Source organism: Micromonospora sp. SL1-18 (assembly GCF_047921505.1).
Classification (GTDB): Bacteria; Actinomycetota; Actinomycetes; order Mycobacteriales; family Micromonosporaceae; genus Micromonospora.
The window spans coordinates 117,916-141,261 of sequence record NZ_JBLROA010000009.1; the positions used below are offsets into that span (position 1 = coordinate 117,916).

A 23,346-nucleotide genomic window follows, 5' to 3' on the forward strand; every position below is an offset into this window, starting at 1 on the left:
TCAACCAGGTCAATGGAGATCGACCGAAAATTCACTCAAGACCAGACCATTGACACGACGCAACTTCCGAAAGGTCCTCCCGAGTACGCGCTGGAGGATCTTCTCGTTCGCCCGCAGTTAGGGTGCGGCGTCCACAGTGCTGTCTCGATTGGAGCCGTCTTGCCGAGGAACAGGCCGTTGTTGGTCGGGGCGCTGATATTGACGACGTTGGCGGGCTGCGCCACCACCGAAGAGACGCGAGTGTGTGATTTGATCGGCACCGTCACGGGGATCAGCATCGATATCGCTGCGGCGATCGCAGAGCGGGTCGAGACGGCGGACATGACCGTGTGCTGGGACGGGTCCTGCCAGACGCCGCCGGTCTTCCTGATGCCGAGTTCCCGGACCGTCGACGACGGTTGCACCGGGAATGGACCCGACGGCGTCTGCATGGCTCACGCAGAGGCCACGGGCGGGAAGACGGGCTTTGCCAACGTTCCCGACCTGCCGCCGCGTCCGGTCGAGGTGACCGTGACCCTGACCGATTCGACGGGCACCCGGATCGTCGATCAGACATTGATCCTTGATCCCAAGATGGCGGAGCCGCCGCCCGGAGCCTGCCGTGGTGGAGGCAGTCCGTACGGGCGGATCACGGTCGACGCCGACGGGAAGGCGCGTTCGATCGGTTAGGGCATGCCCGGCAGGACGCCTCGACCCACGGCTAATTGCGTTGCCGCCTCGGCCCGTCCAAAGGCATCCTTGAGCCTGTGACCAGGCCCGATCGCGACGGGCCACCGCCGGGCGCTCGGCAACGCCCGGTCCGCGACGGCGCGGGGTGCCCACCTCTCTCTCACTGATACGGCGGTTCGCCGTACCCTCCCGGGCACCCCACGCCGTCACCGGTGTGAGAAGGGAACCCTTCTCTACCGGAGGCGTTAATAAGGGGCCCTTCCTTACGCCTCCAGCAGCAGGGAGATGCCCTGCCCGACGCCGACGCACATGGTGGCCAGGGCCCGCCGGCCGCCCCGGCGGCGCAGCTCCAGTGCGGCGGTGAGCGCCAGCCGGGCGCCGCTGGCGCCGAGCGGGTGGCCCAGGGCGATCGCGCCGCCGTTCGGGTTGACGTGCTCGGCGTCCTCGGGGAGCCCCAGCTCGCGCAGCACCGCCACGGACTGGGCGGCGAACGCCTCGTTCAGCTCGATCACGTCGAGGTCGGCCAGGGTGAGGCCCTGCCGGTCGAGCAGCTTGCGGGTGGCCGGGACCGGCCCGATCCCCATGATGCGGGGCGGTACGCCGGCCGCCGCCGCGCCGCGTACCCGGGCCAGCGGGGTGAGGCCGTAGCGGGCGACGGCCGCCTCGGAGGCGACCAGGAGGGCCACCGCGCCGTCGTTGACGCCGGACGAGTTGCCGGCGGTCACCGTGCCACCCTCGCGGAACGGGGTGGGCAGCGCGGCGAGCTTCTCCAGCGAGGTCTCCCGAGGGTGCTCGTCGACCTCGACCAGCTTCGTCTCGCGCCGGCCGGCCGGCACGGTCACCGGCACGATCTCCTCGGCCAGCCGGCCGTCGGCCTGCGCCTTGGCGACGCGCTGCTGGGAGCGGTACGCGAACTCGTCCTGCGCCGCGCGGTCGATGCCGTACTCGGCGGCGACGTTCTCCGCCGTCTCCGGCATCGAGTCGATGCCCCAGCCCCGCTTCATCAGCGGGTTGACCAGCCGCCAGCCGATGGTGGTGTCGTACACCTCGGCGGTGCGGGAGAACGGCGTGGTCGCCTTCGGCATGACGAAGGGGGCCCGGCTCATGCTCTCCACCCCGCCGGCAACCACCAGGTCGGCCTCCCCGGTCACGATCGACCGGGCGGCCATGGCGAGGGCGTCCAGGCCGGAGCCGCAGAGCCGGTTGACCGTGCTGCCGGGCACCTCCTCGGGCAGCCCGCCGAGCAGCGCCGCCATCCGGGCCACGTTGCGGTTGTCCTCGCCGGCCTGGTTGGCGCAGCCGAGGATCACGTCGTCGGTACGGGCCCAGTCCACCGCCGGGTGGCGGGCGACCAGCTCGCGGATCACGTGCGCGGCCAGGTCGTCGGGGCGTACCCCGGCGAGGGCGCCGGCGTACCGGCCGATCGGGGTGCGGACTCCGGCCACGAGGTATGCCACGGTCATCGTGCTGCGTCCTTCGGGGGTGGAAGGGGCTGGCGGTGGCGGCCACCGGGTCACGGGGACGCCCGGCGCCAGGATATCCGTGCCCGGAACGGATAGGTTGACGGCATGGCCCGGGCCCAGTTCAGCGCAGAGACCTCCGGCGGCGGCGCCTTCGTCCGCCAGCCCAACCGGTTCACCGACCGGGTCACCCCGCACTCCACCTCACCGTCCGGCGGTGGCCCCGACGACCAGGGGCGCTGGCCGCTGGAGGCCGGCCGGTACCGGCTGATCTGGTGCCGGGCCTGCCCGTGGGCGCACCGGGCCCGGATCGTGCGCAGCCTGCTCGGCCTGGAGGACGTGATCTCGCTCGGCACGGTCGACCCGATCCGGGACGAGCGGGGCTGGCGGTTCACCCTCGACCAGGACGGCTTCGACCCGATGCTCGGCATCGGCTTCCTCTCCGACGCCTACCTCGCGACCGACCCGGACTACACCGGCCGGGTCACCGTGCCGGCCCTGGTCGACACCCGGACCGGCAAGGTCGTTACCAACGACTATCCGCAGCTCACCCTGGACCTGATCACGGAGTGGCGGCGGTTCCACAAGCCGGGCGCGCCGGATCTCTACCCGGTCGAGCTGCGCCCGGAGATGGACGCGCTGATGGCGGAGATCCACCGGGACGTCAACAACGGGGTCTACCGGTGCGGCTTCGCCGCCTCGCAACAGGCGTACGACGAGGCGTACACGGCGCTGTTCGCCCGGCTGGACGCGCTGTCAGAGCGACTGGCCGGGCGGCGCTACCTGATGGGTGACCAGATCACCGAGGCGGACGTACGGCTGTTCACCACGCTGGTCCGCTTCGACGTGGCGTATCACGGGCACTTCAAGTGCAACCGGCAGAAGCTCACCGAGATGCCGGTGCTCTGGGCGTACGCCCGGGACCTGTTCCAGACTCCCGGCTTCGGCGAGACGGTGGACTTCGACCACATCAAGCGCCACTACTACGCCACCCACGAGATGATCAATCCGACCCGGATCGTGCCGCTCGGTCCGGATCTGCACGGCTGGACCACGCCGCACGGGCGTGGCTGAGCCGGGGGTCGCCCGGGCCGCCGCCGCGTCGGCCGCCGCCGGCTGCGTCGTGGCCGGCACGGTCGCGGTGACGGTCGCCGTGGTCGCCGGTCCCGGTCCGGGCCTGACCGGGTACGTCAGCGAGGCCGGCGTCACCGACAGCGCGTACGCCGGGGCGTACCGGATCGGGGTCTTCGCCCTCGCGGCGGCGCTGCTGCTGCTCGCGGCGGCGCTGCCCCCGGCACTGCGGATGGCGGCCGCGCTGCTCGCCGCCGGCGGGGCCTGCACGGTGCTCTCCGGCGCGGTGACGTGCACGGCCGGCTGCCCGCTGCCGCCGTTCGAGGCCACCACCGTGGCCGACCTGGTGCACGGCGGCGCGAGCGTGGTGGCCACCGCCGTAGTGGTCTTCGCGATGCTGGTCCTGGCTCTCTCCCCGGCGGCGGGCCGCCACCTGCGCCGGATCGCGCGGGTCGGCGCAGCGCTGTCCCTGCCGATCGCCGCGGCGATCGCGCTGGCCATGCTGGCAGTGGGGCGCAGCGAGACGGTGGGGGTGCTGGAGCGCCTGCTGCTGCTCGTCGCCGTCGTGTGGGGCCTGGCCACCGCGGCCGCCCTCGGGCTGTCCCGGAGGTAAGGAGGGGCCCCTTGTTAACGCCTTCCGCATAGCAGGGGCCCCCTGTTAACCACGCCTGTAAGGAGCGTCACGGCTGCCGATGCTTTCGCTGTGAGCCTCCCGGGAGTAGCGTCAGCCCGCGATGACCAATGTCTGGCACCTCACCGTGCGCCTGTACGTCGACCTTCGACGGCAGGCCAGCGGCATCTGTCCGGCGCAGCCGCTCTCCTGACGCTGTCCCGTTCGCCCCTTCCACCAGACCTTGGACGCATCCTCATGGCTTCCGCCCTGCGCAAGTTCCCCTTCTCCCTTCAGATCCTGCTCGGCCTCGTACTCGGCGTGGTGCTCGGCTTCCTCGCCCGCGCCAACGATCTCGCCTGGCTGGCCAGCACCCTCGACACCGTCGGCCACCTCTTCGTCCAGCTCCTCAAGCTGGCCGTGCCGCCGCTGGTCTTCACCGCCATCGTGGTCAGCGTGGTCAGCCTGCGCGGCGTGGCCAACGCCGCCCGGCTGGCGCTGAAGACGCTGCTCTGGTTCGGCATCACCGCGCTGATCGCGGTGAGCATCGGCATCGGCCTCGGCCTGCTCACCGACCCGGGCAAGGGCATCACCCTCGACCTGGCCGGTGCCGCCGCGCCGAAGAAGACCGGCTCCTGGATCGACTTCCTCACCGGCATCGTCCCGACCAACCCGATCGGCGCGTTCGTGGAGGGCAACGTCCTCCAGATCGTCTTCCTCGCCCTGGTGGTGGGCGCCGCCGCGATGCTGGTCGGCGAGGCCGCCGAACCGTTCGTGGCGCTCAACCGCTCGCTGCTGAGCATCGTGCAGAAGGCGCTCTGGTGGGTCATCCGGCTCGCCCCGATCGGCACGCTCGGCCTGATCGGCAACGCCGTCGCCTCGTACGGCTGGGACCTGCTGGCCCCGCTCGCCAGGTTCACCACCGCCGTCTACGTCGGCTGCGCGATCGTGCTGTTCGTGGTCTACCCGCTGCTGCTGGTGGCCGCCGGCCGGCTCAACCCGCTGCGCTTCTTCGCCGGCGCCTGGCCTGCCATCGAGCTGGCCTTCGTCTCCCGCTCCTCGGTGGGCACCATGCCGGTGACCCAGCGCTCCGTCGAGCGGCTCGGCGTCCCCCGCGAGTACGCCTCCTTCGCGGTGCCGTTCGGCGCCACCACGAAGATGGACGGCTGCGCCGCCATCTACCCGGCCCTGGCGGCGATCTTCGTGGCCCAGGTCTTCGGGGTGCACCTGGGCGTCACCGACTACCTGCTGATCGCCTTCGTCTCGGTGGTCGGCTCGGCCGCCACGGCCGGCCTGACCGGCGCGATCGTCATGCTCACCCTGACCCTGAGCACGCTGGGCCTGCCGCTGGCCGGCGCCGGCCTGCTGCTGGCGATCGACCCGATCCTGGACATGATCCGCACCGCCACCAACGTGGCCGGCCAGGCGCTCGTGCCGACCATCGTGGCCGCCCGCGAGGGCACCCTCGACCGGGCGAAGTACGACGCGGCCGGCACGCGCGACCTGATCGACGCGGACGAGGCCGACCGCCTCGCTCCGGTTCCCGCCTGAGCCTCGGCGCTGGGGGAGGGCTTCGGCCCTCTCCCCTGCCTTCTGTTGAAGGATGACGACATGAGTGCCCTGTTCACCCCTCTCGCCCTGCGCGGCGTCACCCTGCCCAACCGGGTCGCCATGGCACCGATGTGCCAGTACAGCGCCGGCCCGGACGGCCTGCCCACCGACTGGCACCGCATCCACCTCGGCTCCCGCGCGGTCGGCGGCGTCGGGCTGATCATCACCGAGGCCACCGCGGTGGTCCCAGAGGGACGGATCAGTCCCCAGGACACCGGCCTCTGGTCCGGCGCGCACGTCGACGCGTGGCGGCCCATCACCGCGCTCGTCGCCGCGCAGGGAGCGGTGCCGGCCATGCAGCTGGCGCACGCCGGCTTCAAGGCCTCGACGTACCGGCCGTGGGCCGCGCACCGGGGCGGCGTGCCGGACGCCGACGGCGGCTGGACGCCGGTCGGCCCGGGCAGCGAGGCGTTCCTGCCCGACTACCGGCGGCCGACCGCACTCGACGAGGCCGGGGTCGCCGGGGTGGTCGAGGCGTTCGCCGTCGCCGCCGGACGCGCGATCGACGCCGGTTTCCAGGCGGTCGAGATCCACGCCGCGCACGGCTACCTGCTGCACGAGTTCCTCTCCCCGCTGACCAACCACCGCACCGACGCCTACGGCGGCGACCGGGCCGGCCGGATGCGGCTCACCCTGGAGGTGGCCCGGGCGGTCCGCGCCGCCGTCGGCGAGTCCGTGCCGGTGCTCACCCGGATCTCCGCCACCGACTGGGTGCACGGCGGCTGGACCGTCGAGGACAGCGTGGTGCTCGCCGGCGAGCTGGCCGCCGCCGGCGTCGACCTGGTGGACGCCTCCTCCGGCGGCGCGTCGGCCGCGGCGAGCATCCCGGTCGGCCCCGGCTACCAGGTGCCGCTGGCGGCGCGGATCCGCCGCGACGCGGGCGTGCCGACCGGCGCGGTCGGCCTGATCGTCGAGCCGGAGCACGCCGAGCAGATCGTCGCCGGCGGCGAGGCCGACCTGGTGCTCCTCGGTCGCGAACTGCTGCGCGACCCGTACTGGGCACGCCGCGCCGCCGCCAAGCTCGGCGCCGAGTCCCACTGGCCCAACCAGTACGCCCGCGCCGTCTGACCCCAGCTCCATTTCGGCAATGTGGCGGTATCCCTACTCCGGGGATACCGCCACATTGCGCAGCCGGTGTCGATCAGCCGGCCAGGTGGCCCCAGCCGGCCTCCAGGTCACGCCACGGCCCCTGCGCGGCCACCGCCCCGTCGACCAGCACCACCACGTGGTCCGCCCGGACCAGCGCGGCCCGCTTGGAGGTCGACCCGACCACCGTCAACCCGTGCTCGCGCAGCGCCGCCCAGAGCGCCAGCTCGGTGGTGACGTCCAGCGCGGACGACACGTCGTCGGCGACCAGCAGCTCGGTACGCGGCGCCAGCGCCCGGGCCAGCGCCAGCCGCTGAAGCTGCCCGCCGGAGAGCCGGGTGCCCTTGTGCCCGATGAGCAGCCCGAGTCCGCCTCCCGCGGCGGCCAGATCGTGGTCGAGCTGGGCGGTCGACACCGCGCCGGCGGCGTCCACCTGGTGCCCGAGCGCGATGTTGTCGGCCACCGTGCCGGAGAGCACCCGGGGCAGCTGCCCCACGTACCCGACCTGGTTGGGGCGCAGGAACAACTCCGGCTCGGTGACCGGCTCACCGTTCCAGCGCAGCATGCCGGTGTGGTGGACGATTCCGGCGAGCGCCCGCAGCAGCGATGACTTGCCCGAGCCGACCGGCCCGACCATCAGCACCAACTGCCCACGCTCGACAACCAGGTCGACATCGCGTACGGCTTGGATGCCGTCGGAGTGCAGCGCGCCGAAGCCGGCCAGCTCCAGCCGGCGTAGTGGGTGCCGGGGTGGCGGCTCCGGCGCCGGGGCGGTCCCCGCGGCCAGGTCCACCCCCGGCACCTCCGCCGAATAGGTGGCGATCCCGGTCATCGCCGCGGTCCGCCGGGTCCACACCCGCGCCGACGGGTAGTGCGAGACCAGGGCCGCGGTGGTCCAGGCGAACCAGCGGGCCGCACCGAGCGTGGAGACCGCAACCAGGGTGGCCCCGGCGGAGAGCCCGCCGGCGAGGTAGAGCGCCCACACCCCGATCGGCAGCAGACCGCTGGCCATCGACGGGGTGGACCGCGCCCACACCTGCATGGCGATCTCCCGCCGCTGCCGGTCGCTGCGGACGGTGTCCAGTGCCGCGAGGTGGTCCAGCACCGGCCGGGTGGCACCGGCGAGCTTCACCGTACGGGCGGCGGAGAGCGAGGAGACCAGCGCGGTGGCGAAGGCGGCCCGGGCCTTCACCGTGCCGCGGGCGGTGCGTTCCAGGCGGGGCGCGAACAGCGTGGCCGCCAGCCCGGAGACCACCATGGTGCCGAGGAAGAACAGCGCGGGTACGAAGCTGCCGGTCACCAGGGTCATGGTGATCATGATGGCCAGCGAGATGAACTGGTCCATCAGGTTGTCGGCGAGCTGCACCACCCGTTCGGTGTCACCGCCCTGGGCCACCACCTCGGCGGGGGTGTGCTTGCTGACCCGGCGGGCCCCGGTCTGCCCGTGCACCAGGCGCAGGCTGATCCGCAGCATCTGCCGGATCCACCACTGGGGGAACCAGAGGTTGGTCAGGTACGGCAGCGGCAGCACGACCAGCAACGCGGCGACGATGCCGAGCGCCGGCAGCCACGGGTCGCCCCCGCCGATCACCGCGGCCCAGAGCCAGGGCAGCACCGCGCCGTCCAGCCCGAGCAGCGTCATCACGATGAACATCCCGACGGAGAACAGGCCGTACCGGGGGTCGTTGGTGCCCAGCCGGAGGATCTCCCGCAGGGTCCGCGCGGGCGGCGTGGCGGGCACCGGCGGCGGGTCGGCCCGCGACACGGCGACCTGGCGCGGGACGGCGACCGGCGCGGCCGGTTCGGCCGGCTCGTCGGGCCACTCGTCGCCGCCCGGCCCGTCCAGCAGCTCCACCCCGCCGCCCCGGCCGCCGGCGCCGGCGTATGCGCTGGCGTGGCTGGTGGCGAGCAGTTCGGCGAAGCGGGCCGACTCGCGCAGCGGGCCGGCGTCCAGCACCGCCCCGTCGGCCATCACCACGACCTCGTCGCAGCGGCGCACCGAGGAGAGCCGGTGCGCGATGACGATGCCGATCCGGTCGGCGAGCAGTCGTTCGGTGGCCTGGCGTACCCGGGCCTCGGTCACCGGGTCGAGCCGGGCGGTGGCCTCGTCGAGGATCACCACGTGCGGGTCCCGGACCAGGATCCGGGCGAACGCCACGAGCTGTTCCTGCCCGGCGGAGAGCGCCTGCCCGCCCTCGCCCAGCTTCGTGTGCACCCCGTCGGGCAGCTCGGCGATCCAGCCGGCCAGGCCCAGTTCCTCCAACGCCCGGGTGGCGTCGTCGAGCAGGGCAGGGTCGAAGAGGGCGACGTTCTCGGCCAGGGTGCCGGCAAGGATCTCGGTACGCTGGGGCACCACCGCGATCCACCGGCGCAGCGCCTCGACATCCAGGTCGACCAGGTCGGTGTCGCCGAGGAAGACCGTGCCGCGCGGCACGTCGACGGCCCGGGTGAGCACCTTGGCCAGCGTCGACTTGCCCGACCCGGTCCGCCCGACCAGGGCGTACGACCGGCCCCGGGCGAAGGTGAGCCGGACGTCGCGCAGCGCCGGCCCGCGGTCGTCCCCGGCGGCGGGGTAGCGGAAGGTGAGCCCGCGGACGGTGAGGTCCCCGTCGATCGGGGCGGCGCCGCCGGCCGGTTCCTGCCCGGCGGCGGAGAGCAGTTGGACCCGGGCCCAGGCGCCGAGCGCGTACTGCAGGTGCGGCACCCAGCGGGCGATGTGCTCGACGGTCGCGCCGAAGGCGAGGGCGAGCAGCCAGATCGCGGTGAGCCGGGCCCCGTCCACCCGGCCGGTCGCGAGCGCCCACGCCCCGGCGAGGACCACGGCCGCGATGCCGACCCGGATGCCACCGGCGGCGAGGGCGGTGACCCGGGCGGACATCCGGAACACCCGGCCGCCCCGGGCGATCACCTCGGCGGCCCGGCGCGCGTACAGCCGCAGCACGTACGGCCGGGCCAGGCTGGTGCGCACGTCGTCCTGGCCGTGCACCGCCTCCTCCATCACGGCGGCCAGGTCGGACCAGGCCTCCTCCTCGGCCATCCGGGCCGGGGCGATCCGGCTGGTGGGGCGGCGCAGCACCACGCCGAGCAGGGCGGTCAGCACGATCATCCCGACGCCCGCCGGCCACCAGACGAACAGCGCGCTGACCGTGGCGAGCAGGCAGACGGCGAGCCCCTGGACCAGGCGTACGCCGGTGTTCCGCATCTCGGCGGCGACCTGGTAGACGTCGTTGTCGATCCGGTCGAGCAGCTCGCCGACCGGGGTGGTCTCCAGGGTGGGCAGGTCCTGGCCGAGCGCCACCCGACACAGCCGGCGGCGTACGTCGGCGGACCAGTCGGCGGTGAGGCCGGCCATCAGCAGCCCGATGAGCAGGTCGCTGACCACGAGCGCGACCAGTGCCACGGCCAGGGCGGTGAACCAGCCGCCCGACCGGTGCACCAGCACCGGACCGGCCAGCGCCGAAGCGGCCGCCTGGCCGCCGGCGCCGAGCACGATGAGGAGGAGGACGACCGCCATCCGACGTGGTGCGGTGGCCCAGAGATCTCGGAGCAGGCGCATGGACGGTCCTCCGGACTCGGGTCGGCATGGGGGCGGTGCCTCCAGCCTTCCGGTCCGGCCGTGATGGCTCAAACCATTTATGCGCGGTTCACGCCCCGGTGCCCCTCCTTCAGAAGAGGACGGTGGCGAGCGTGCCGACCGGGCGGAAGCCGCAGCGCTCGTAGACCCGCCGGGCGGGCAGGTTGAAGTCGTTGACGTAGAGACTGACCGTCGGGGCGACCCGGATCAGGGCATCGCGCACCACCGCCGCCATCGCCGCGGCGGCCATCCCCCGCCCCCGCCACTCCGGCGCCACCCAGACCCCCTGCACCTGGGCGGTCCGCCTGGTCACCACGGCCAACTCGGCCTTGAAGATCACCTTGCCGTCCGCGAACCGGGCGTAGGCCCGGCCCGCGCGGACCAGGTCGGCCACCCGACGCCGGTAGCCGCGCCCGCCGTCCTCGGCCAGCGGCGAGACCCCGACCTCCTCGGTGTACATCGCCACCGCCGCCGGGAAGAGCCGGTCGACCTCCCCGCCGCGCACCCGCCGTACCTCCGGGTCGGCCGCCACGCCGGGCAGGGCGTCCGCGGCCAGCAGCGGCTGGTTGGGGCGTACGTCCCGGGCCGGCCCCCAGTAGGCGGAAAGGCGGTCCCAGAGCCCGAGTACCGCGTCGGCCCGCCCGACGATCGAGGAGCAGAGCCGCTCCTCGGTGCTCAACAGGTCGGCGAAGGCGGCCACCGCCGGCTCCGAGGCGAGCACCGGAGTCAGGTTGCCGCCCAGCCAGCAGATCGACTCCAGGTTGCGCCGCGCGCCGTAGCCCAGGATCCGCCCCTCGGCCCGCCACCAGGCCAGCCCGCGGGCGGCCACCCGCTCCGCGACCTGCGCACCGCCGAACGGGTCGAGGTCGAGCAGCCGTTCGACCGCGCGGCGCTCCGACTCCCCAAGTTGGCGTACCGGCACGGTGAGCACGACTACCAGCCTGCCAGATGCACCCCCGGGCGCGCGGGCCGACCTGGGGAGCCCGGCCGGGTTCGCGGATCGCGTTGCCGAGCGGCGACTCAGCCGACCGGGACCGGCTCGGCGGTCGCAGCGGCCGGCCGGGTCCGTGCCGCCCAGGCCACCACCGGCGGCACCAGCGCACCGAGCAGGAGGAACAGGACACCGAGCAGCAACCAGCCCGGTACGCCCCAGCCGACCGCCAGGGTGGTCACCACCACCGGCGCCACCATCGAGCCGAGCTGCATGCCCATCCCGTACGCGCCCTGGTACTGCCCCCGGGCGTGCGTGGGGGCGAGACCGAACGAGATGCCCCAGCCGGCCGCCGCGTGCCACAGTTCCCCGACCACGTGCACCAGCGCCCCGGCCAGCAGCAGCGCGACGGCGACCGGGGCGGGCACCCCGCCGCTGGCCGCGAAGAGCAGGCAGGCGACCCCGATCACCGCGCCGGCCCGCCGGGCGGCCCGGGCCGCGCCGATCAGTTCCTCGGTGCCCCGCCAGGCCCGGACCTGGAAGAGCACGACCATCACCGTGTTGACCAGCAGGCAAGCCGAGACGAGCCAGCGCGGCGCGGCGGTGTGGCCGGCGATCCAGAGCGGCAAAGCGATGTTGATCAGTCCGAAGTGCATGGACATCAGCCCGTCCAGCACGGTGAAGGCGAGGAACGGGCGGTCCCGCAGCGCGATCAGACGCGGGCCGTGCGCCGGCGCCGGCACCGGTGGCAGCGCGGGCAGCCGGAGCAGGATCGCCGCCGCGCCCAGGTAGGTCACCGCGTCGAGCAGGATCAGCGCCACGTACGCCGGACGGGTGTCCGCGGCGATGCCGAACCCGGCGGCCACCGCCCCGACGGAGATCCCCACGTTGGTGACCGCGCGCAGCCAGGCCCGGGTCCGGACCCGCTGTTCGGGCGGGACCGCCCCGGCGATCAGGGCGCCTCGGGCGCCCCGGCCGACCGCGTCGGCGACGGCCATCAGCACGCCGACGGCGAGAAACGCCGGGAACGATCGGACGGCCACCAGGGCGGCGGTGAACGCGGCGGAGGCGAGCAGCGCGGCGAGCTGCATCCCGCGCGGACCGTACCGGTCGGCGAGGTAGCCCATCGGGGTGCTGGCCACGAGGCTGACCAACGCGGTGACGGTGAGGCCGACGCCGACCTGCGTCACGCTCAGCCCCACCGACCGGGTCAGGAAGAGCGCGCTGACGGTCAGCCATGTGCCCCGGCCGACGGTGTTGACCAGCGTGGACAGGGCGAGAGTCCGGGCCGGGCCCGGTTCGGGAAGCAGTCGCACGCCGCCCATCCTAGCGAGACGTACGTACGGTTTGCAGGCCGGAGACGTCCGAGCGTGTTGTCGGCGATGCATTTCCGATATATCGTTGATGCATCATTGATAGACCGACCGAAGGAGAACCCGATGGGATTCCATCGACGACTGCACGAGATGCACGAGCGGCGGATGCGCGGCTTCGGCTTTCCGCCCGTACCGCCCGGCCCGCCGCCGTTCCCGCCCGGCCCGCACGGCCACGGCCACGGGCGCGGCCGAGGAGGGCGGGGCCGCGGGCGCGGACGCCGGGCAGGCGTGCGCGGCGCGGTGCTGGCCCTGCTCACCGAGCGGCCGATGCACGGCTACGAGATGATCCAGGAGATCGACTCCCGCACCGGTGGGGCCTGGCGGCCCAGCCCCGGGTCGATCTACCCGACGCTGCAACTGCTGGAGGACGAGGGCGTCATCGCCGCCGCCGCGGACTCCGACGGCGGACGGAAGCGGTTCGCCCTCACCGAGCAGGGGCGCGACGAGGCGGCCGCGGCGGCGCAGAACCCGCCGTGGGCGGAGTTCGCCGAGACGACCGTGAACAGCTGGCACGACATTCGCGACGCGGGCGCGCAGGCAATGCACGCGCTGCGGCAGGTAATGACGACCGGCACGGACGACCAGCGGGAACGCGCCGCCCAGGTGCTCGACGAGACCCGCCGCAAGCTCTACGCCATCCTCGCCGAATCCGAGTGAGCCCGGTACACGTCCGCCGGCCGGGGTGGCAACTTTACCGTCACCCCGGCCGGCGCGCGTTCAGGCGGCCCGGCGCGCGGTGAACAGCAGGTACTCCCAGCGCATCACCCCGGCCTCGAGGTGCCGCCGCGCCAGGTCCGTCAGGTCGTGATCCAGGGCGGCGACCCGCTCCGGGTCAGCGGCGATCGCCCGGTACACCGCGATCGTCGGTCCATAGTGGGCCTTGAAGAAGTCGCGGAACGCCTCCGGGCTGGCGAACCGGTCCACCGTGACCGCCTGCCGGCGGGTGATGACGTCGGTGACCCGGTCCCCGAGCAGCGCACGGACGTGGTCCTCACGCCCCCACAGCGGCGGGGGTTGCGCGCCCGGCGGTGGCGGTGGGGCGTACGGCTTCATGGTGGCGAACATCTGCCCGATGAACCCCTCGGGCGTCCAGTTGACCAGGCCGATCGTGCCACCCGGCCGGCAGACCCGGACCAGCTCGTCGGCGCCGGCCTGGTGCCGGGGCGCGAACATCACGCCCACGCAGGACAGGACGCGGTCGAACTCGCCGTCCGCGTACGGGAGCGCCTCGGCGTCTGCCTGTCGCCACTCCAGCTGGGCGCCGCGCTCCGCGGCGAGCGCCCGCCCGATCTCCAGCAGCTCCGGGGTCAGGTCGCTGGCCACCACGCTCGCCCCAGTCAGGGCCGCCGGGATGGCCGCGTTGCCGGTGCCCGCGGCCACGTCCAACACCCGGTCGCCGGGGCCGACGCCGGCCGCTTCGGCCAGGGTCGCCCCCAGCTCCGGGATGACCTCCGCGGCGACTGCGGCGTAGCTGCCGAGCGCCCACATCTGCCGGTGCCCGGCCTTCACGGCCCGGTCCCGCTCCGCCGATTCGATCATGACTACTCCTCTGCCTCGTCCTGATGAAACGGACGGTAGGCAGCGGGAAGCCGGCGACCTAGTACGAGATCTGTATCGGTCCCGACAGGAGCCTGGTCCGGCCGATGGGTCCGGCGTACCGTCCGCGCCATGGGGGCCTCCTACCACCAGTTCTGCCCCGTCGCGAAGGCCATGGAGCTGCTCGACGAGCGTTGGACGCTGCTCGTCGTCCGGGAACTGGTGAGCGGGTCCGAGCGGTTCAACGAGCTGCGCCGGGGCCTGCCCCGGATGTCGCCCACCCTGCTGTCCCGGCGGCTGCACCAGCTCGTCCGGGCCGGCGTTGTGGAGCGGCACGGCGAGGGCGCCGACGTGCGGTACGTCCCGACCCAGGCGGGGCGGGAGCTGCGGCCGGTGCTGGAGGCACTCGGCGCGTGGGGCGTCCGCTGGATCGGTGAGCTGGGTGACGCCGACCTGGACCCGAAGCTGCTGCTGTGGGACATGCACCGGCACGTCGACCACAGCGCCGTCCCGGCGGGGCGTACCGTCGTGCACTTCCGCTTCTGGGACGTGCCCGCGGACCTGCGGGCCTGGTGGCTGGTCATCGCCACCGGGGAGGCCGACGTCTGCGACGTGGACCCGGGGCACGAGGTGTCCGTGACGGTGACCGCGAGCCTGCGTGCCCTGGTGCAGGTCTGGCTGGGCGACCTGGGCTGGCCTGAGGCGCTCCGCAGCGGCGCGGTGGAGGTGGCCGGGCCGGAGGCGCTCCGCCGAGCCCTGCCCCGGTGGTTCACCCTCTCCGAGTTCGCCGCCGTCCCCCGGCCGGTGCGGGCCTGAGACGACGCGTGCGGCCGCCCCCGGCGGGGACGGCCGCACGTCGTCGGCGATTCGGTGGTCAGTGCACGGTTACCGTGGCACCCGGCACCAGGTCGCGCAGCTCCTCGGGGATCTCGGCACCCATCTCGTCGGCGAGGCGCAGCGCCTCTTCGATCAGCGTCTCCACGATCTGCCCCTCGGGCACGGTCTTGATGACCTGGCCCTTGACGAAGATCTGGCCCTTGCCGTTGCCGGAGGCGACGCCCAGATCCGCCTCGCGGGCCTCGCCCGGGCCGTTCACCACGCAGCCCATGACCGCGACGCGCAGCGGCACCGGCAGCCCCTCCAGGCCGGCGGTGACCTCCTCGGCCAGCTTGTAGACGTCGACCTGGGCCCGGCCGCAGGACGGGCAGGAGACGATCTCCAGGCCCCGCTCGCGAAGGCCCAGCGACTCCAGGATCGCGGCGCCCACCTTGATCTCCTCGACCGGCGGGGCGGACAGCGAGACCCGGATGGTGTCGCCGATGCCCTCGGCCAGCAGCGCGCCGAACGCCACCGCCGACTTGATGGTGCCCTGGAAGGCCGGACCGGCCTCGGTCACGCCCAGGTGCAGCGGGTAGTCGCACTTCTCGGCGAGCTGCCGGTACGCCCGGATCATCACCACCGGGTCGTTGTGCTTGACCGAGATCTTGATGTCCCGGAAGCCGTGCTCCTCGAACAGCGAGCACTCCCACAGCGCCGACTCGACCAGCGCCTCGGCGGTGGCCTTGCCGTACTTGGCCAGGAGCCGCTTGTCCAGCGACCCGGCGTTGACGCCGATCCGGACCGGCACCCCGGCGTCACCGGCGGCCTTGGCGATCTCCTTGACCTTGTCGTCGAACTGCCGGATGTTGCCCGGGTTCACCCGGACCGCCGCGCAGCCGGCGTCGATCGCGGCGAAGACGTACTTCGGCTGGAAGTGGATGTCGGCGATCACCGGGATCTGCGACTTCTTCGCGATCGCCGGCAGCGCCTCCACGTCGTCCTGGGACGGCACGGCGACCCGGACGATCTGGCAGCCGGACGCGGTGAGCTCGGCGATCTGCTGCAGCGTCGCGTTGACGTCGGCGGTCAGCGTGGTGGTCATGGACTGCACCGAGACCGGCGCGCCCCCACCGACCGGCACCGAGCCGACCATGATCTGGCGGCTGGCCCGGCGCGGGGCGAGCGGCGGCGGCGGTACGGGCGGCATACCGAGACTGACAGCGGTCACTTCAGGCACTCACCTTGAGAAGAGCGTGATCGGGTTGACGACGTCCGCGGTGACGGTCAGCAGCGTGAACACGCCACCGATGAGGATCACCACGTACGTGATGGGCATGAGCTTGAGGTAGTCGACGCGGCCGGGGTCGGGGCGGCGCAGGCGGGCGTAGAGCCAGGAGCGGACCCGCTCGAACCAGGCGATGATGATGTGGCCGCCGTCCAGCGGCAGCAGCGGCAGCAGGTTGAACACGCCGATGAAGAAGTTCAGGCCGATGAAGAGGCTGACGAACAGTTCCCAGGCGTCGTGCTGCACCGCCTCGCCACCGAGCCGGGTGGCGCCGACGACGCTGATCGGGGTGTCGATCTCCCGCTCCCCGCCGGTGACCGCGGTCCACAGGGCCGGCACCTTCTGCGGGATCCGCTTCATCGACTCGAACGTGCCGACGGCGAGGTTGCCCGTGTAGTGGGCCGTCGCCCCGAACGCGTCGACCGGGCCGTACTTGACCATGGTGGGGACGCCGGGCGGCAGCTGCATGACCTCGACGCCCAGCGCCGAGACGGTCTTCGGGGCGGCCTTGGGATCGTCGAGCGGGGTGCGCTGCACCGCGGCCAGGTTGGCCTTGACCTCCCCGGTCGCGCCGTCGCGCTCGTACCGGATGTTGGCCTCGCCGGGCGGCAGGGCCCGGATCTGCTTGATGAGGTCGGCGTTGGTGGCGACGGCCGTCCCGTTGATCGCGACGATCTTGTCGTCGTTCTGCAGGCCGGCCAGCTTCGCCGGGCTGGCCGGGTCGCCGGCCTGGCAGTCCCGCGGCGGCTCGTTCGCCGTCACCACGCAGTTGGTGACCTTGACGTACGCCGGCTGCGGCTCGGCGAGCGCCTTGTTCGGCAGGCCCATGAAGATCGCCGCGAACCAGATCGCGATCAGGGCCAGGGCGAAGTGGGTGATCGAGCCCGCGGACATCACGATCGTCCGCTTCCAAACCGGGTACCGCCACATGGCGCGCGGCTCGTCGCCCGGCTCGACGTCGTCGTCCTGCGGGGTCATCCCGACGATCTTGCAGAAGCCACCGAGCGGGATGCCCTTGACGCCGTACTCGGTCTCGCCCCGCTTGAACGACCACAATGTCGGACCGAAGCCGACGAAGTAGCGGGTGACCTTCATCCCGAATGCCTTGGCGGTGAGCATGTGCCCCGCCTCGTGCAGGCTCACCGAGATGAGGATCGCCAGGGCGAAGAGCACCACCCCGAGCAGGTATGCCATCAAGCTCCTTCCAGCGGCCCGGAGATGATCTCCTGGGCGTGCGCCCGTGCCCACGACTCGGCGCCGAGCACGTCCTCGACGGTACCTGGTTCGTCGAAGTCCGGTGCGTCGTCCAGCACACGCCGCAGGGTGTCGACGATGCCGAGGAACGGCAGCCGTCCGGCGACGAACGCCGCCACGCACTCCTCGTTCGCCGCGTTGTAGATCGCCGGCCGGCAGCGCCCGGCCTCCCCGGCCGCCTTGGCCAGGGCGACCGCCGGGAAGGCGGCGTCGTCGAGCGGGAAGAACTCCCAGGTGTGGGCCCTGGCCCAGTCGACCGCGGCGGCGGCCTCGGGCACCCGGTCCGGCCAGCCGAGGCCGAGCGCGATGGGCAGCCGCATGTCCGGTGGGCTGGCTTGGGCCAGGGTGGAGCCGTCGGTGAACTCGACCATCGAGTGGATCACCGACTGCGGGTGGATCATCACCTCGATGTCGGCGTACGGCACGTCGAACAGCTCGTGCGCCTCGATCACCTCAAGGGCCTTGTTGACCATCGTGGCAGAGTTGATCGTGACCACCGGCCCCATGGTCCAGGTGGGGTGGGCCAGGGCCTGCTCCGGCGTGACCTCGGTCAACTCGTCCCGCCGGCGGCCCCGGAACGGCCCGCCGCTGGCGGTGACCACGAGACGGCGTACCTCACCCCGGGTGCCACCGCGCAGGCACTGCGCCAGCGCCGAGTGCTCGGAGTCGACAGGGACGATCTGCCCCGGCCGCTTCACCGCGGCCTTGACCAGCGGGCCGCCGGCCACCAGCGACTCCTTGTTGGCCAGGGCGACGGTACGCCCGGCGCGCAGCGCCGCCAGGGTCGGCGCCAGTCCGAGCGAGCCGACCACCCCGTTGAGCACCACGTCGCACGGCCACTGCGCCAGCTCGGTCATCGCGTCCGGCCCGGCCACGATCTTGGGCAGCTTGAAGTCGCCGGTGGCCCAGCCACGCCGGCTGGCCTCTGAATAGAAGGCGAGCTGGAGGTCCTGGGCGGCGGAGGCCTTGGCCACGCCGACCACCTCGACGCCGAGTTCGAGGGCCTGCGCGGCGAGCAGGTCGACGTTGCCGCCGCCAGCACCGAGCGCCACCACCCGGAACCGGTCCGGGTTACGCCGCACGATGTCGATGGCCTGGGTACCGATCGAGCCGGTCGAGCCGAGCAGGACTAGGTCTCGCGGAGATGTCACCCGGACATTCTTCCTCAGACCGCCTGGACGCTCGCTGGGAGCCTGGCTCGTACCGGTCCCGCCGGGCGCGGACCCGCTCCCGGCGGCAGCCGTCAGAGACTCTCCACGTATCGCTTCGCCTCGGCCAGCTTCCAGCCGGTCCGATCCCGGAGCAGCTTGATCGCCTGAATCTTCTTGCCCTGGTGGGCGAGCGCCGCCACGGCGGTCCGCAGCGCGTCGTCGACCGGCCCGGTCGCCGCCGGGCCCGTAGCGTCCGGCCAGGGCGGTGCCGGCCCGCCCGCCGCCAGTTCGTCGACCACCCGCTTCGCCTCGGCCAACGGCAGGCCGGTCTGCTGGCGCAGCACCTTGATGGCCTCGATCTTCCGCCGCTGCCGGATCAACCGCAGGACCTGCGCCTGCGGCGGTGCCGCCGCGACGGGCCCGCCGTCGCCGGGCGGGGGCCGCGCGACGAGGTCCCTGGGGCGGCCGGCGGCGAGCCGGAGCGCGACCAGGACGACCAGCACGACCGCCAGCGCCGCCGCGAGCGCGAACTGAAGGGCGGGGGACATGCGGGTGACGGTAGCCACCGCCCGCAACCGGCCGGCGGGCGGCACCGGCTGGGCCCGAACCCTCCCGCCCGGCGTCGAGCGGCAGTAGGCTGCGCGGGCATGAGCGAGCGTCAGCGAGCGAATCATCGGTGCAGTGCCGTGGTGCCTCATGCCGTCGCCGAGCGGAGCGAGGTGGCGGCATGAGCGAAGCGAGTAGTGAGCTGCCGTCCCGCGCCGACGTCGTCGTGGTCGGCTCCGGGCACAACGGTCTGGTCTCGGCGATCCTGCTGGCCCGCGCCGGCCTCGACGTGCTGGTGCTCGAGGCGGCCGAAATGATCGGCGGGGCCACCCGCACCGAGAACCCGTTCCCCAAGGTCCCTGGTCTGCGCCACTCCACCGGCTCCTACCTGCTCGGGTTGATGCCGCCGGAGTTGCTCGCCACGCTCGACGTACGCATCCCGGTGCTGCGTCGCGACCCGCACTACTTCCTGCCCACCCCGGGCGGGGTCGGTTCGCCGTACCTGCTCTTCGGCAGCGACGCCGCGGCGAGCCGACGGCAGGTCGCGGAGATGTTCTCCCCCGCCGACGCGGCCGCGGACGACGCGCTCCAGGCCGAGCTGGCCCAGCTCCGCGAGGACCTGGCGCCGGCCTGGCTGACCGAGCCGCTGCCGGTGGAGGAGACCGCCGAGCGGTACGTCCGCCCGGCCCTGCGGCAGGTCTTCGTCGACCTGGTCCGCGGCTCGGTCGCCGACTACCTGGCCCGCTTCGACTTCCGCTCCGAACTGCTGGTCAGCATGTACGCGGTCACGGACGGCCTCTCCGGCCTGAACGCCGGCCCGGACGACCCCGGCACCGGACACAACTTCCTGGTGCACAACATGTGCCGGCTGCCCGGGTCGGGCGGCACCTGGATGATCGCCGAGGGCGGCATGGGCACCGTCTCCCGGACCTTCGCCGACGCCGCCCGCGCCGCCGGAGCGACCATCCTGGCCGGTACGCCGGTCACCGCGATCACCCTGGACGGCGGCGTCGCGTCCGGGGTCGTGCTGGCCGACGGGCGGGAGGTGGCCGCCTCCGTGGTGCTCGGGGCGTGTGATCCGTACCGGTTGATGGAGCTGCTGCCCGACGGCGCGCTCCCGGCGCCGCTGGCCGAGCGGATGGCGGCCGCCCGCCGCCCCGGCACCACGCTCAAGCTGAACCTGGCGTTGACCGGGCTGCCCCGGTTCTCCTGCCTGCCGGCGGACGCGCCCAGCCCGTTCGGCTCCACCATCCACCTGCTCCCCGGCTCGGCGTCGCTGGTCGGCACCGGGGGCGAGTCGCCGATGGCCGCGCTGCGCGCGATGTGGGCGGACGTGCAGGCCGGGCGGCTGCCGGAGGAGCCGACCATCGAGTGGTACCTGCACACCACGGTCGACCCGTCGCTGGCCGACAGCGCCGGGCACCACTCGTCGGCGCTGTTCGTGCAGTCGGTCCCGTACGAGCTGGTCGGCACCACCTGGGACGAGGCGCTGCCCGGTTACGTCTCCCGGTTGATCGACATCTGCGAGCGGTACGCCCCCGGCACCGGCGACCTGATCGCCGACGCGGTGCCGCTCTCCCCGCCCGGAATCGAGGCGCACTTCGGCATCACCGGCGGGCACATCCACCACGTCGACAACACCGTCTCGTTCACCGACCGGATGCCCTACGCCACGGGCGTCGAGGGCGTGTACGCCGGCAGCGCCGGCTGCCACCCGGCCGGCAGCGTGATCGGCGCCGCCGGCCACAACGCCGCCCACCGCATCCTCACCGACCTGGGCAAGGTGTAAGGAGGGGCCCCTTGTTAACGCCTCCGGTAGAGAAGGGTTCCCTTCTCACACCGCAGGCACGGGTCAGCTCCGGAGGTGCGGGTCAGCCCGGGAGGTGCGGGTCACCTCGCTGGGGTGTCGGCGTCGGCGCGCTGGGCACGGATCTTGTGGCCGACGCTGGTCAGGCAGCGGCCGCTGGACAGGTCGAACTTCCAGCCGTGCAGCTGACAGGTGAGCTGGTCGCCCTCGACGATGCCGAACCGGCTCAGGTCCGCCTTCAGGTGCGGGCAGCGGCGCTGCACCACCCAGCCGTCCAGCGTGATGTCCTCCGCGTCGACAGCCCGCTCGTGCTCGTCGTACCAGCCTTCCGCGTATTGGAGGCGCTCCTCCGACAGGCACTTGAAGAAGGCGTAGACGAACTCGTTGTACTGGCCGATCCGGGCCGCGGAGAAGCGGCAGGAGAGGAAGAGCGAGTTGACCCAGTCCACCTCGCCGATGTGCAGCAGGTGCTCGATCAGCGCCCGCTCGGTCCGGAACCGGTAGCGGACCTTCTCGTCCGCGTACGGCCGGACCTCCTTCTCCGGGAAGTCCACCACGATAGATTCAATCGTCTCGCCGCCTGAGTCGTCAGTGCCGACGAGGTCGAAGCGGACCGGTCCGCCGACGCCCTTGGCCAGGTAGATCGACTCGTCCAGCAGCGGCTCGATCCGGCGCTTCATCTCGCCCAGCACGTCGACCTCGGGGTGCCGCCAGGACGCCTTCTCCGCCTCGATGATAGGGCGCTTGCGCTCCCGCATCTCCTCCAGGTGGGCCGCCTTGTTGGCGAAGAACTCCTCGACCGGCACCGGGTGGGTGGTGGTCGCCCCCTCGGTGGTGATCTCGGTGACGCTGCCCGGCAGCAGCACGATGCCGTTGGTGCCGCCGACCTTGGCGTACTCCGCCATGAAGACCGACTGGTCGGGGAAGATGTTGCCCTCGTCGCCGAAGATGTCGTTGAACTGCCACAACGCGTCGTCGAGGAAGCACGGCGGGCCGGCGATCGGAAAGACGTGGTCGGCCTTGAGGTCGTCGATGTAGCGCCAGGTGCGGTCGAACTGCCGGTCCCGCTTCTGCTTGCCGAACGCAGTCTTCGCCGCCTGCGGCAGCTCGTAGACCATCGGGTACCAGATCGCGCCGGAGAACTGGAGCAGGTGCGCGTGCACGTGGCCCAGCTCGGCGAAGACGCTCAGGTCGGTCGGGCGGGCGTCGTTCTGATTGAGCAGCCGGACGCCGTCGTACTCCACCCAGAGCGAGGAGTCCCCGATCGGGCCGTCGGTCGGGCTGGTCAAGGCCTGGATCATGATCTTGAGGCCGCCGGGCAGCTCCACGACCTGCTCGTTCGGGGCCTTGAGGAACTTGGTGAAGCCCAGCGCCCGCAGCTCGTCCTCCATCTCCGAGGTGGGGAACTCGGGCAGCAGGACGGTGGTGTCCTTCGAGATGTGGTCGCGCAGGTGCTTGGCGTCGAAGTGGTCGCGGTGCAGGTGCGACACGTACAGGTAGTCGACCTGCCCCAGGGCCTCCCAGTCGAGCTGGGAATTGTCAGGGAAAGGAAACCAGGAGGCGAAATAGGCCGGATTGACCCACGGGTCGCACAGGATGCTGCCCGCGGCCGTATCGATCCGCATGCTGGCATGTCCCGTACCGGTCACTCGCACCGCAGTCCCCCTCGAAAGGCAATCAGGTGTACGTCCAGACGCTACCGGAGGCAGTGTGGTCGCCGTCCCGCGACGCCGGTAGTGCCCATGCGCCCGTACGGGGGGCGGGTCCAACGGCCCGGGTACGCGGGCGACGCCCAGGGTCCGGGTACCCGTTCAGGCCGGGACCCCGCACCAGTCAGGCCGGGACCCCGCACCGGCCCGGCTGCAGGGCGTGCCAGACTAACCGCAGATCCGATCGCGAGGGAAGGACCGACAGTGGCAGGAAGCGAGCCGGTTACCGCGCCAGATCAGCACAAGCCCGGGCACCGCAAGGCCGGACGGATCCTGGCGGTGCTGTCGGCGGCGATGTTGGTGTTGATGGCGTTCTGCGGCAACCACGAGGGCAGAGTCGAGGACATCTGGCTGGTCGGGATCGCCGCGCTGCTGCTGGCCATCGTGATCGCCGACGCGGTGCTGCGCCGCAACGGGCTGCGGTCCTGACCCGCGCTCGACCGGTACGCGCGAGGGCCCGCCCCCGACCGGGGGCGGGCCCTCGTCGTCGACGGGTCAGCGGCCGAGCAGGATGTCCTGCACGTCCTTGAGCGCGGCGTCGACCTCGGCCTCGAAGTAGCCGCCGGGTACCAGCCCGAAGCGCAGGGTGTCCAGGTCATTCGGGTTCACCGGCATCGGGTTGCGGCCCTGCATGCCACCGAGCAGGCTGTCGAAGAACCGGTTGACCTGGTCCGGATCGTAGCCGCTACCGAAGCGGCGCACCTGGAACCTGCGGCGGATCTGGTCCACCTGGTAGAGGTCGCTGCCGGGCGGGCCGGCCATCGGCGGGCCCGCGACGGGTGGGCCGCCCATTGGTGGGCCCGCGACGGGCGGACCGCCCATCGGCGGGCCTGCGACGGGTGGGCCGCCCA

General features: G+C 72.7%; 19 protein-coding genes and 1 pseudogene. 9 read left to right on the forward strand and 11 right to left on the reverse strand.

Annotated features, from left to right (window positions below; all coding sequences use genetic code 11):
- Positions 1–12: 12 nt before the first annotated feature.
- Positions 13–669: a hypothetical protein gene (locus tag ACNAW0_RS06385; RefSeq protein WP_416286774.1), complete on the forward strand. Its 657-nt coding sequence runs from the start codon at positions 13–15 to the stop codon at positions 667–669.
- Between the two features lie 263 nt (positions 670–932).
- On the opposite strand, the gene pcaF is transcribed toward ACNAW0_RS06385, so the two are convergent.
- Positions 933–2,132 carry a 3-oxoadipyl-CoA thiolase gene (gene pcaF / locus ACNAW0_RS06390; protein ID WP_416286775.1) on the reverse strand — a complete coding sequence of 400 codons (1,200 nt, stop codon included), beginning with the start codon at positions 2,130–2,132 and terminating at the stop codon, positions 933–935.
- Positions 2,133–2,237: 105 nt separating this feature from the next.
- Here pcaF and ACNAW0_RS06395 point away from each other — a divergent pair, with 105 nt between their 5' ends.
- From ACNAW0_RS06395 to ACNAW0_RS06410, 4 genes are all read left to right on the forward strand, one after another.
- Positions 2,238–3,203: a glutathione S-transferase family protein gene (locus ACNAW0_RS06395; RefSeq protein WP_416286776.1), complete on the forward strand. Its 966-nt coding sequence runs from the start codon at positions 2,238–2,240 to the stop codon at positions 3,201–3,203.
- On the forward strand, positions 3,196–3,813 hold the full coding sequence (locus ACNAW0_RS06400; protein ID WP_416286777.1) for a DUF998 domain-containing protein: 618 nt from the start codon (positions 3,196–3,198) through the stop codon (positions 3,811–3,813). Before ACNAW0_RS06395 ends, ACNAW0_RS06400 begins: the two co-directional genes overlap by 8 nt.
- 267 nt (positions 3,814–4,080) lie before the next feature.
- Positions 4,081–5,361, forward strand: a complete 1,281-nt coding sequence (locus ACNAW0_RS06405; protein WP_416286801.1) for a dicarboxylate/amino acid:cation symporter — start codon at positions 4,081–4,083, stop codon at positions 5,359–5,361.
- Positions 5,362–5,421: 60 nt separating this feature from the next.
- Entirely contained in the window at positions 5,422–6,489 is a 1,068-nt protein-coding gene (locus ACNAW0_RS06410) for an NADH:flavin oxidoreductase/NADH oxidase (protein WP_416286778.1), read from the forward strand.
- A gap of 73 nt (positions 6,490–6,562) precedes the next feature.
- Here the strand turns inward: ACNAW0_RS06410 and ACNAW0_RS06415 are convergent, their stop codons facing one another.
- The 3 genes from ACNAW0_RS06415 to ACNAW0_RS06425 all read right to left on the reverse strand — a co-directional run bounded on the left by ACNAW0_RS06415 (position 6,563) and on the right by ACNAW0_RS06425 (position 12,328).
- Positions 6,563–10,063 (reverse strand): ATP-binding cassette domain-containing protein, encoded by a 3,501-nt coding sequence (locus ACNAW0_RS06415; RefSeq protein WP_416286779.1) that lies wholly within the window; start codon positions 10,061–10,063, stop codon positions 6,563–6,565.
- 109 nt (positions 10,064–10,172) lie between these two features.
- Positions 10,173–11,012, reverse strand: a complete 840-nt coding sequence (locus tag ACNAW0_RS06420) for a GNAT family N-acetyltransferase (protein WP_416286780.1) — start codon at positions 11,010–11,012, stop codon at positions 10,173–10,175.
- Positions 11,013–11,101: 89 nt separating this feature from the next.
- Entirely contained in the window at positions 11,102–12,328 is a 1,227-nt protein-coding gene (locus tag ACNAW0_RS06425) for an MFS transporter (protein ID WP_416286781.1), read from the reverse strand.
- A gap of 123 nt (positions 12,329–12,451) precedes the next feature.
- On the opposite strand from ACNAW0_RS06425, the gene ACNAW0_RS06430 reads away from it, so the two are divergent.
- Positions 12,452–13,045, forward strand: coding sequence for a PadR family transcriptional regulator (locus ACNAW0_RS06430; protein WP_416286782.1), 594 nt, complete (start codon positions 12,452–12,454; stop codon positions 13,043–13,045).
- Between the two features lie 60 nt (positions 13,046–13,105).
- Here ACNAW0_RS06430 and ACNAW0_RS06435 read toward each other — a convergent pair whose 3' ends face one another.
- On the reverse strand, positions 13,106–13,927 hold the full coding sequence (locus ACNAW0_RS06435; RefSeq protein WP_416286783.1) for a class I SAM-dependent methyltransferase: 822 nt from the start codon (positions 13,925–13,927) through the stop codon (positions 13,106–13,108).
- A 129-nt stretch (positions 13,928–14,056) separates the two neighbouring features.
- Between ACNAW0_RS06435 and ACNAW0_RS06440 the strand changes: the two genes are divergently transcribed.
- Complete coding sequence (locus tag ACNAW0_RS06440; RefSeq protein ID WP_416286784.1) at positions 14,057–14,740, forward strand: winged helix-turn-helix transcriptional regulator; 684 nt, start codon at positions 14,057–14,059, stop codon at positions 14,738–14,740.
- Positions 14,741–14,798: 58 nt separating this feature from the next.
- On the opposite strand, the gene ispG is transcribed toward ACNAW0_RS06440, so the two are convergent.
- From ispG to ACNAW0_RS06460, 4 genes are all read right to left on the reverse strand, one after another.
- Positions 14,799–15,971 (reverse strand): flavodoxin-dependent (E)-4-hydroxy-3-methylbut-2-enyl-diphosphate synthase, encoded by a 1,173-nt coding sequence (ispG, locus tag ACNAW0_RS06445; RefSeq protein WP_416286785.1) that lies wholly within the window; start codon positions 15,969–15,971, stop codon positions 14,799–14,801.
- A 9-nt stretch (positions 15,972–15,980) separates the two neighbouring features.
- The gene (locus ACNAW0_RS06450; protein WP_416286786.1) at positions 15,981–17,222 is read right to left on the reverse strand and encodes a M50 family metallopeptidase; all 1,242 of its coding nucleotides are present in this window, start codon (positions 17,220–17,222) and stop codon (positions 15,981–15,983) included.
- Positions 17,222–18,433, reverse strand: a complete 1,212-nt coding sequence (gene dxr, locus ACNAW0_RS06455) for a 1-deoxy-D-xylulose-5-phosphate reductoisomerase (RefSeq protein WP_416286787.1) — start codon at positions 18,431–18,433, stop codon at positions 17,222–17,224. The genes ACNAW0_RS06450 and dxr overlap by 1 nt, the downstream gene beginning before the upstream one ends.
- A gap of 92 nt (positions 18,434–18,525) precedes the next feature.
- Positions 18,526–18,981, reverse strand: a complete 456-nt coding sequence (locus ACNAW0_RS06460; RefSeq protein WP_416286788.1) for a 50S ribosomal protein L7/L12 — start codon at positions 18,979–18,981, stop codon at positions 18,526–18,528.
- Positions 18,982–19,160: 179 nt separating this feature from the next.
- Between ACNAW0_RS06460 and ACNAW0_RS06465 the strand changes: the two genes are divergently transcribed.
- Positions 19,161–20,768, forward strand: a complete 1,608-nt coding sequence (locus tag ACNAW0_RS06465; RefSeq protein ID WP_416286789.1) for a phytoene desaturase family protein — start codon at positions 19,161–19,163, stop codon at positions 20,766–20,768.
- A gap of 101 nt (positions 20,769–20,869) precedes the next feature.
- Here ACNAW0_RS06465 and ACNAW0_RS06470 read toward each other — a convergent pair whose 3' ends face one another.
- A complete protein-coding gene (locus tag ACNAW0_RS06470) occupies positions 20,870–22,441 on the reverse strand; it encodes a Rieske 2Fe-2S domain-containing protein (RefSeq protein WP_416286790.1) in 1,572 nt (523 codons plus the stop codon).
- Between the two features lie 258 nt (positions 22,442–22,699).
- Between ACNAW0_RS06470 and ACNAW0_RS06475 the strand changes: the two genes are divergently transcribed.
- Positions 22,700–22,924: a DUF2631 domain-containing protein gene (locus ACNAW0_RS06475; protein ID WP_416286791.1), complete on the forward strand. Its 225-nt coding sequence runs from the start codon at positions 22,700–22,702 to the stop codon at positions 22,922–22,924.
- A 66-nt stretch (positions 22,925–22,990) separates the two neighbouring features.
- Here ACNAW0_RS06475 and ACNAW0_RS06480 read toward each other — a convergent pair.
- A pseudogene (locus ACNAW0_RS06480) lies at positions 22,991–23,346 on the reverse strand (cell division protein DivIVA); the annotation flags it as partial.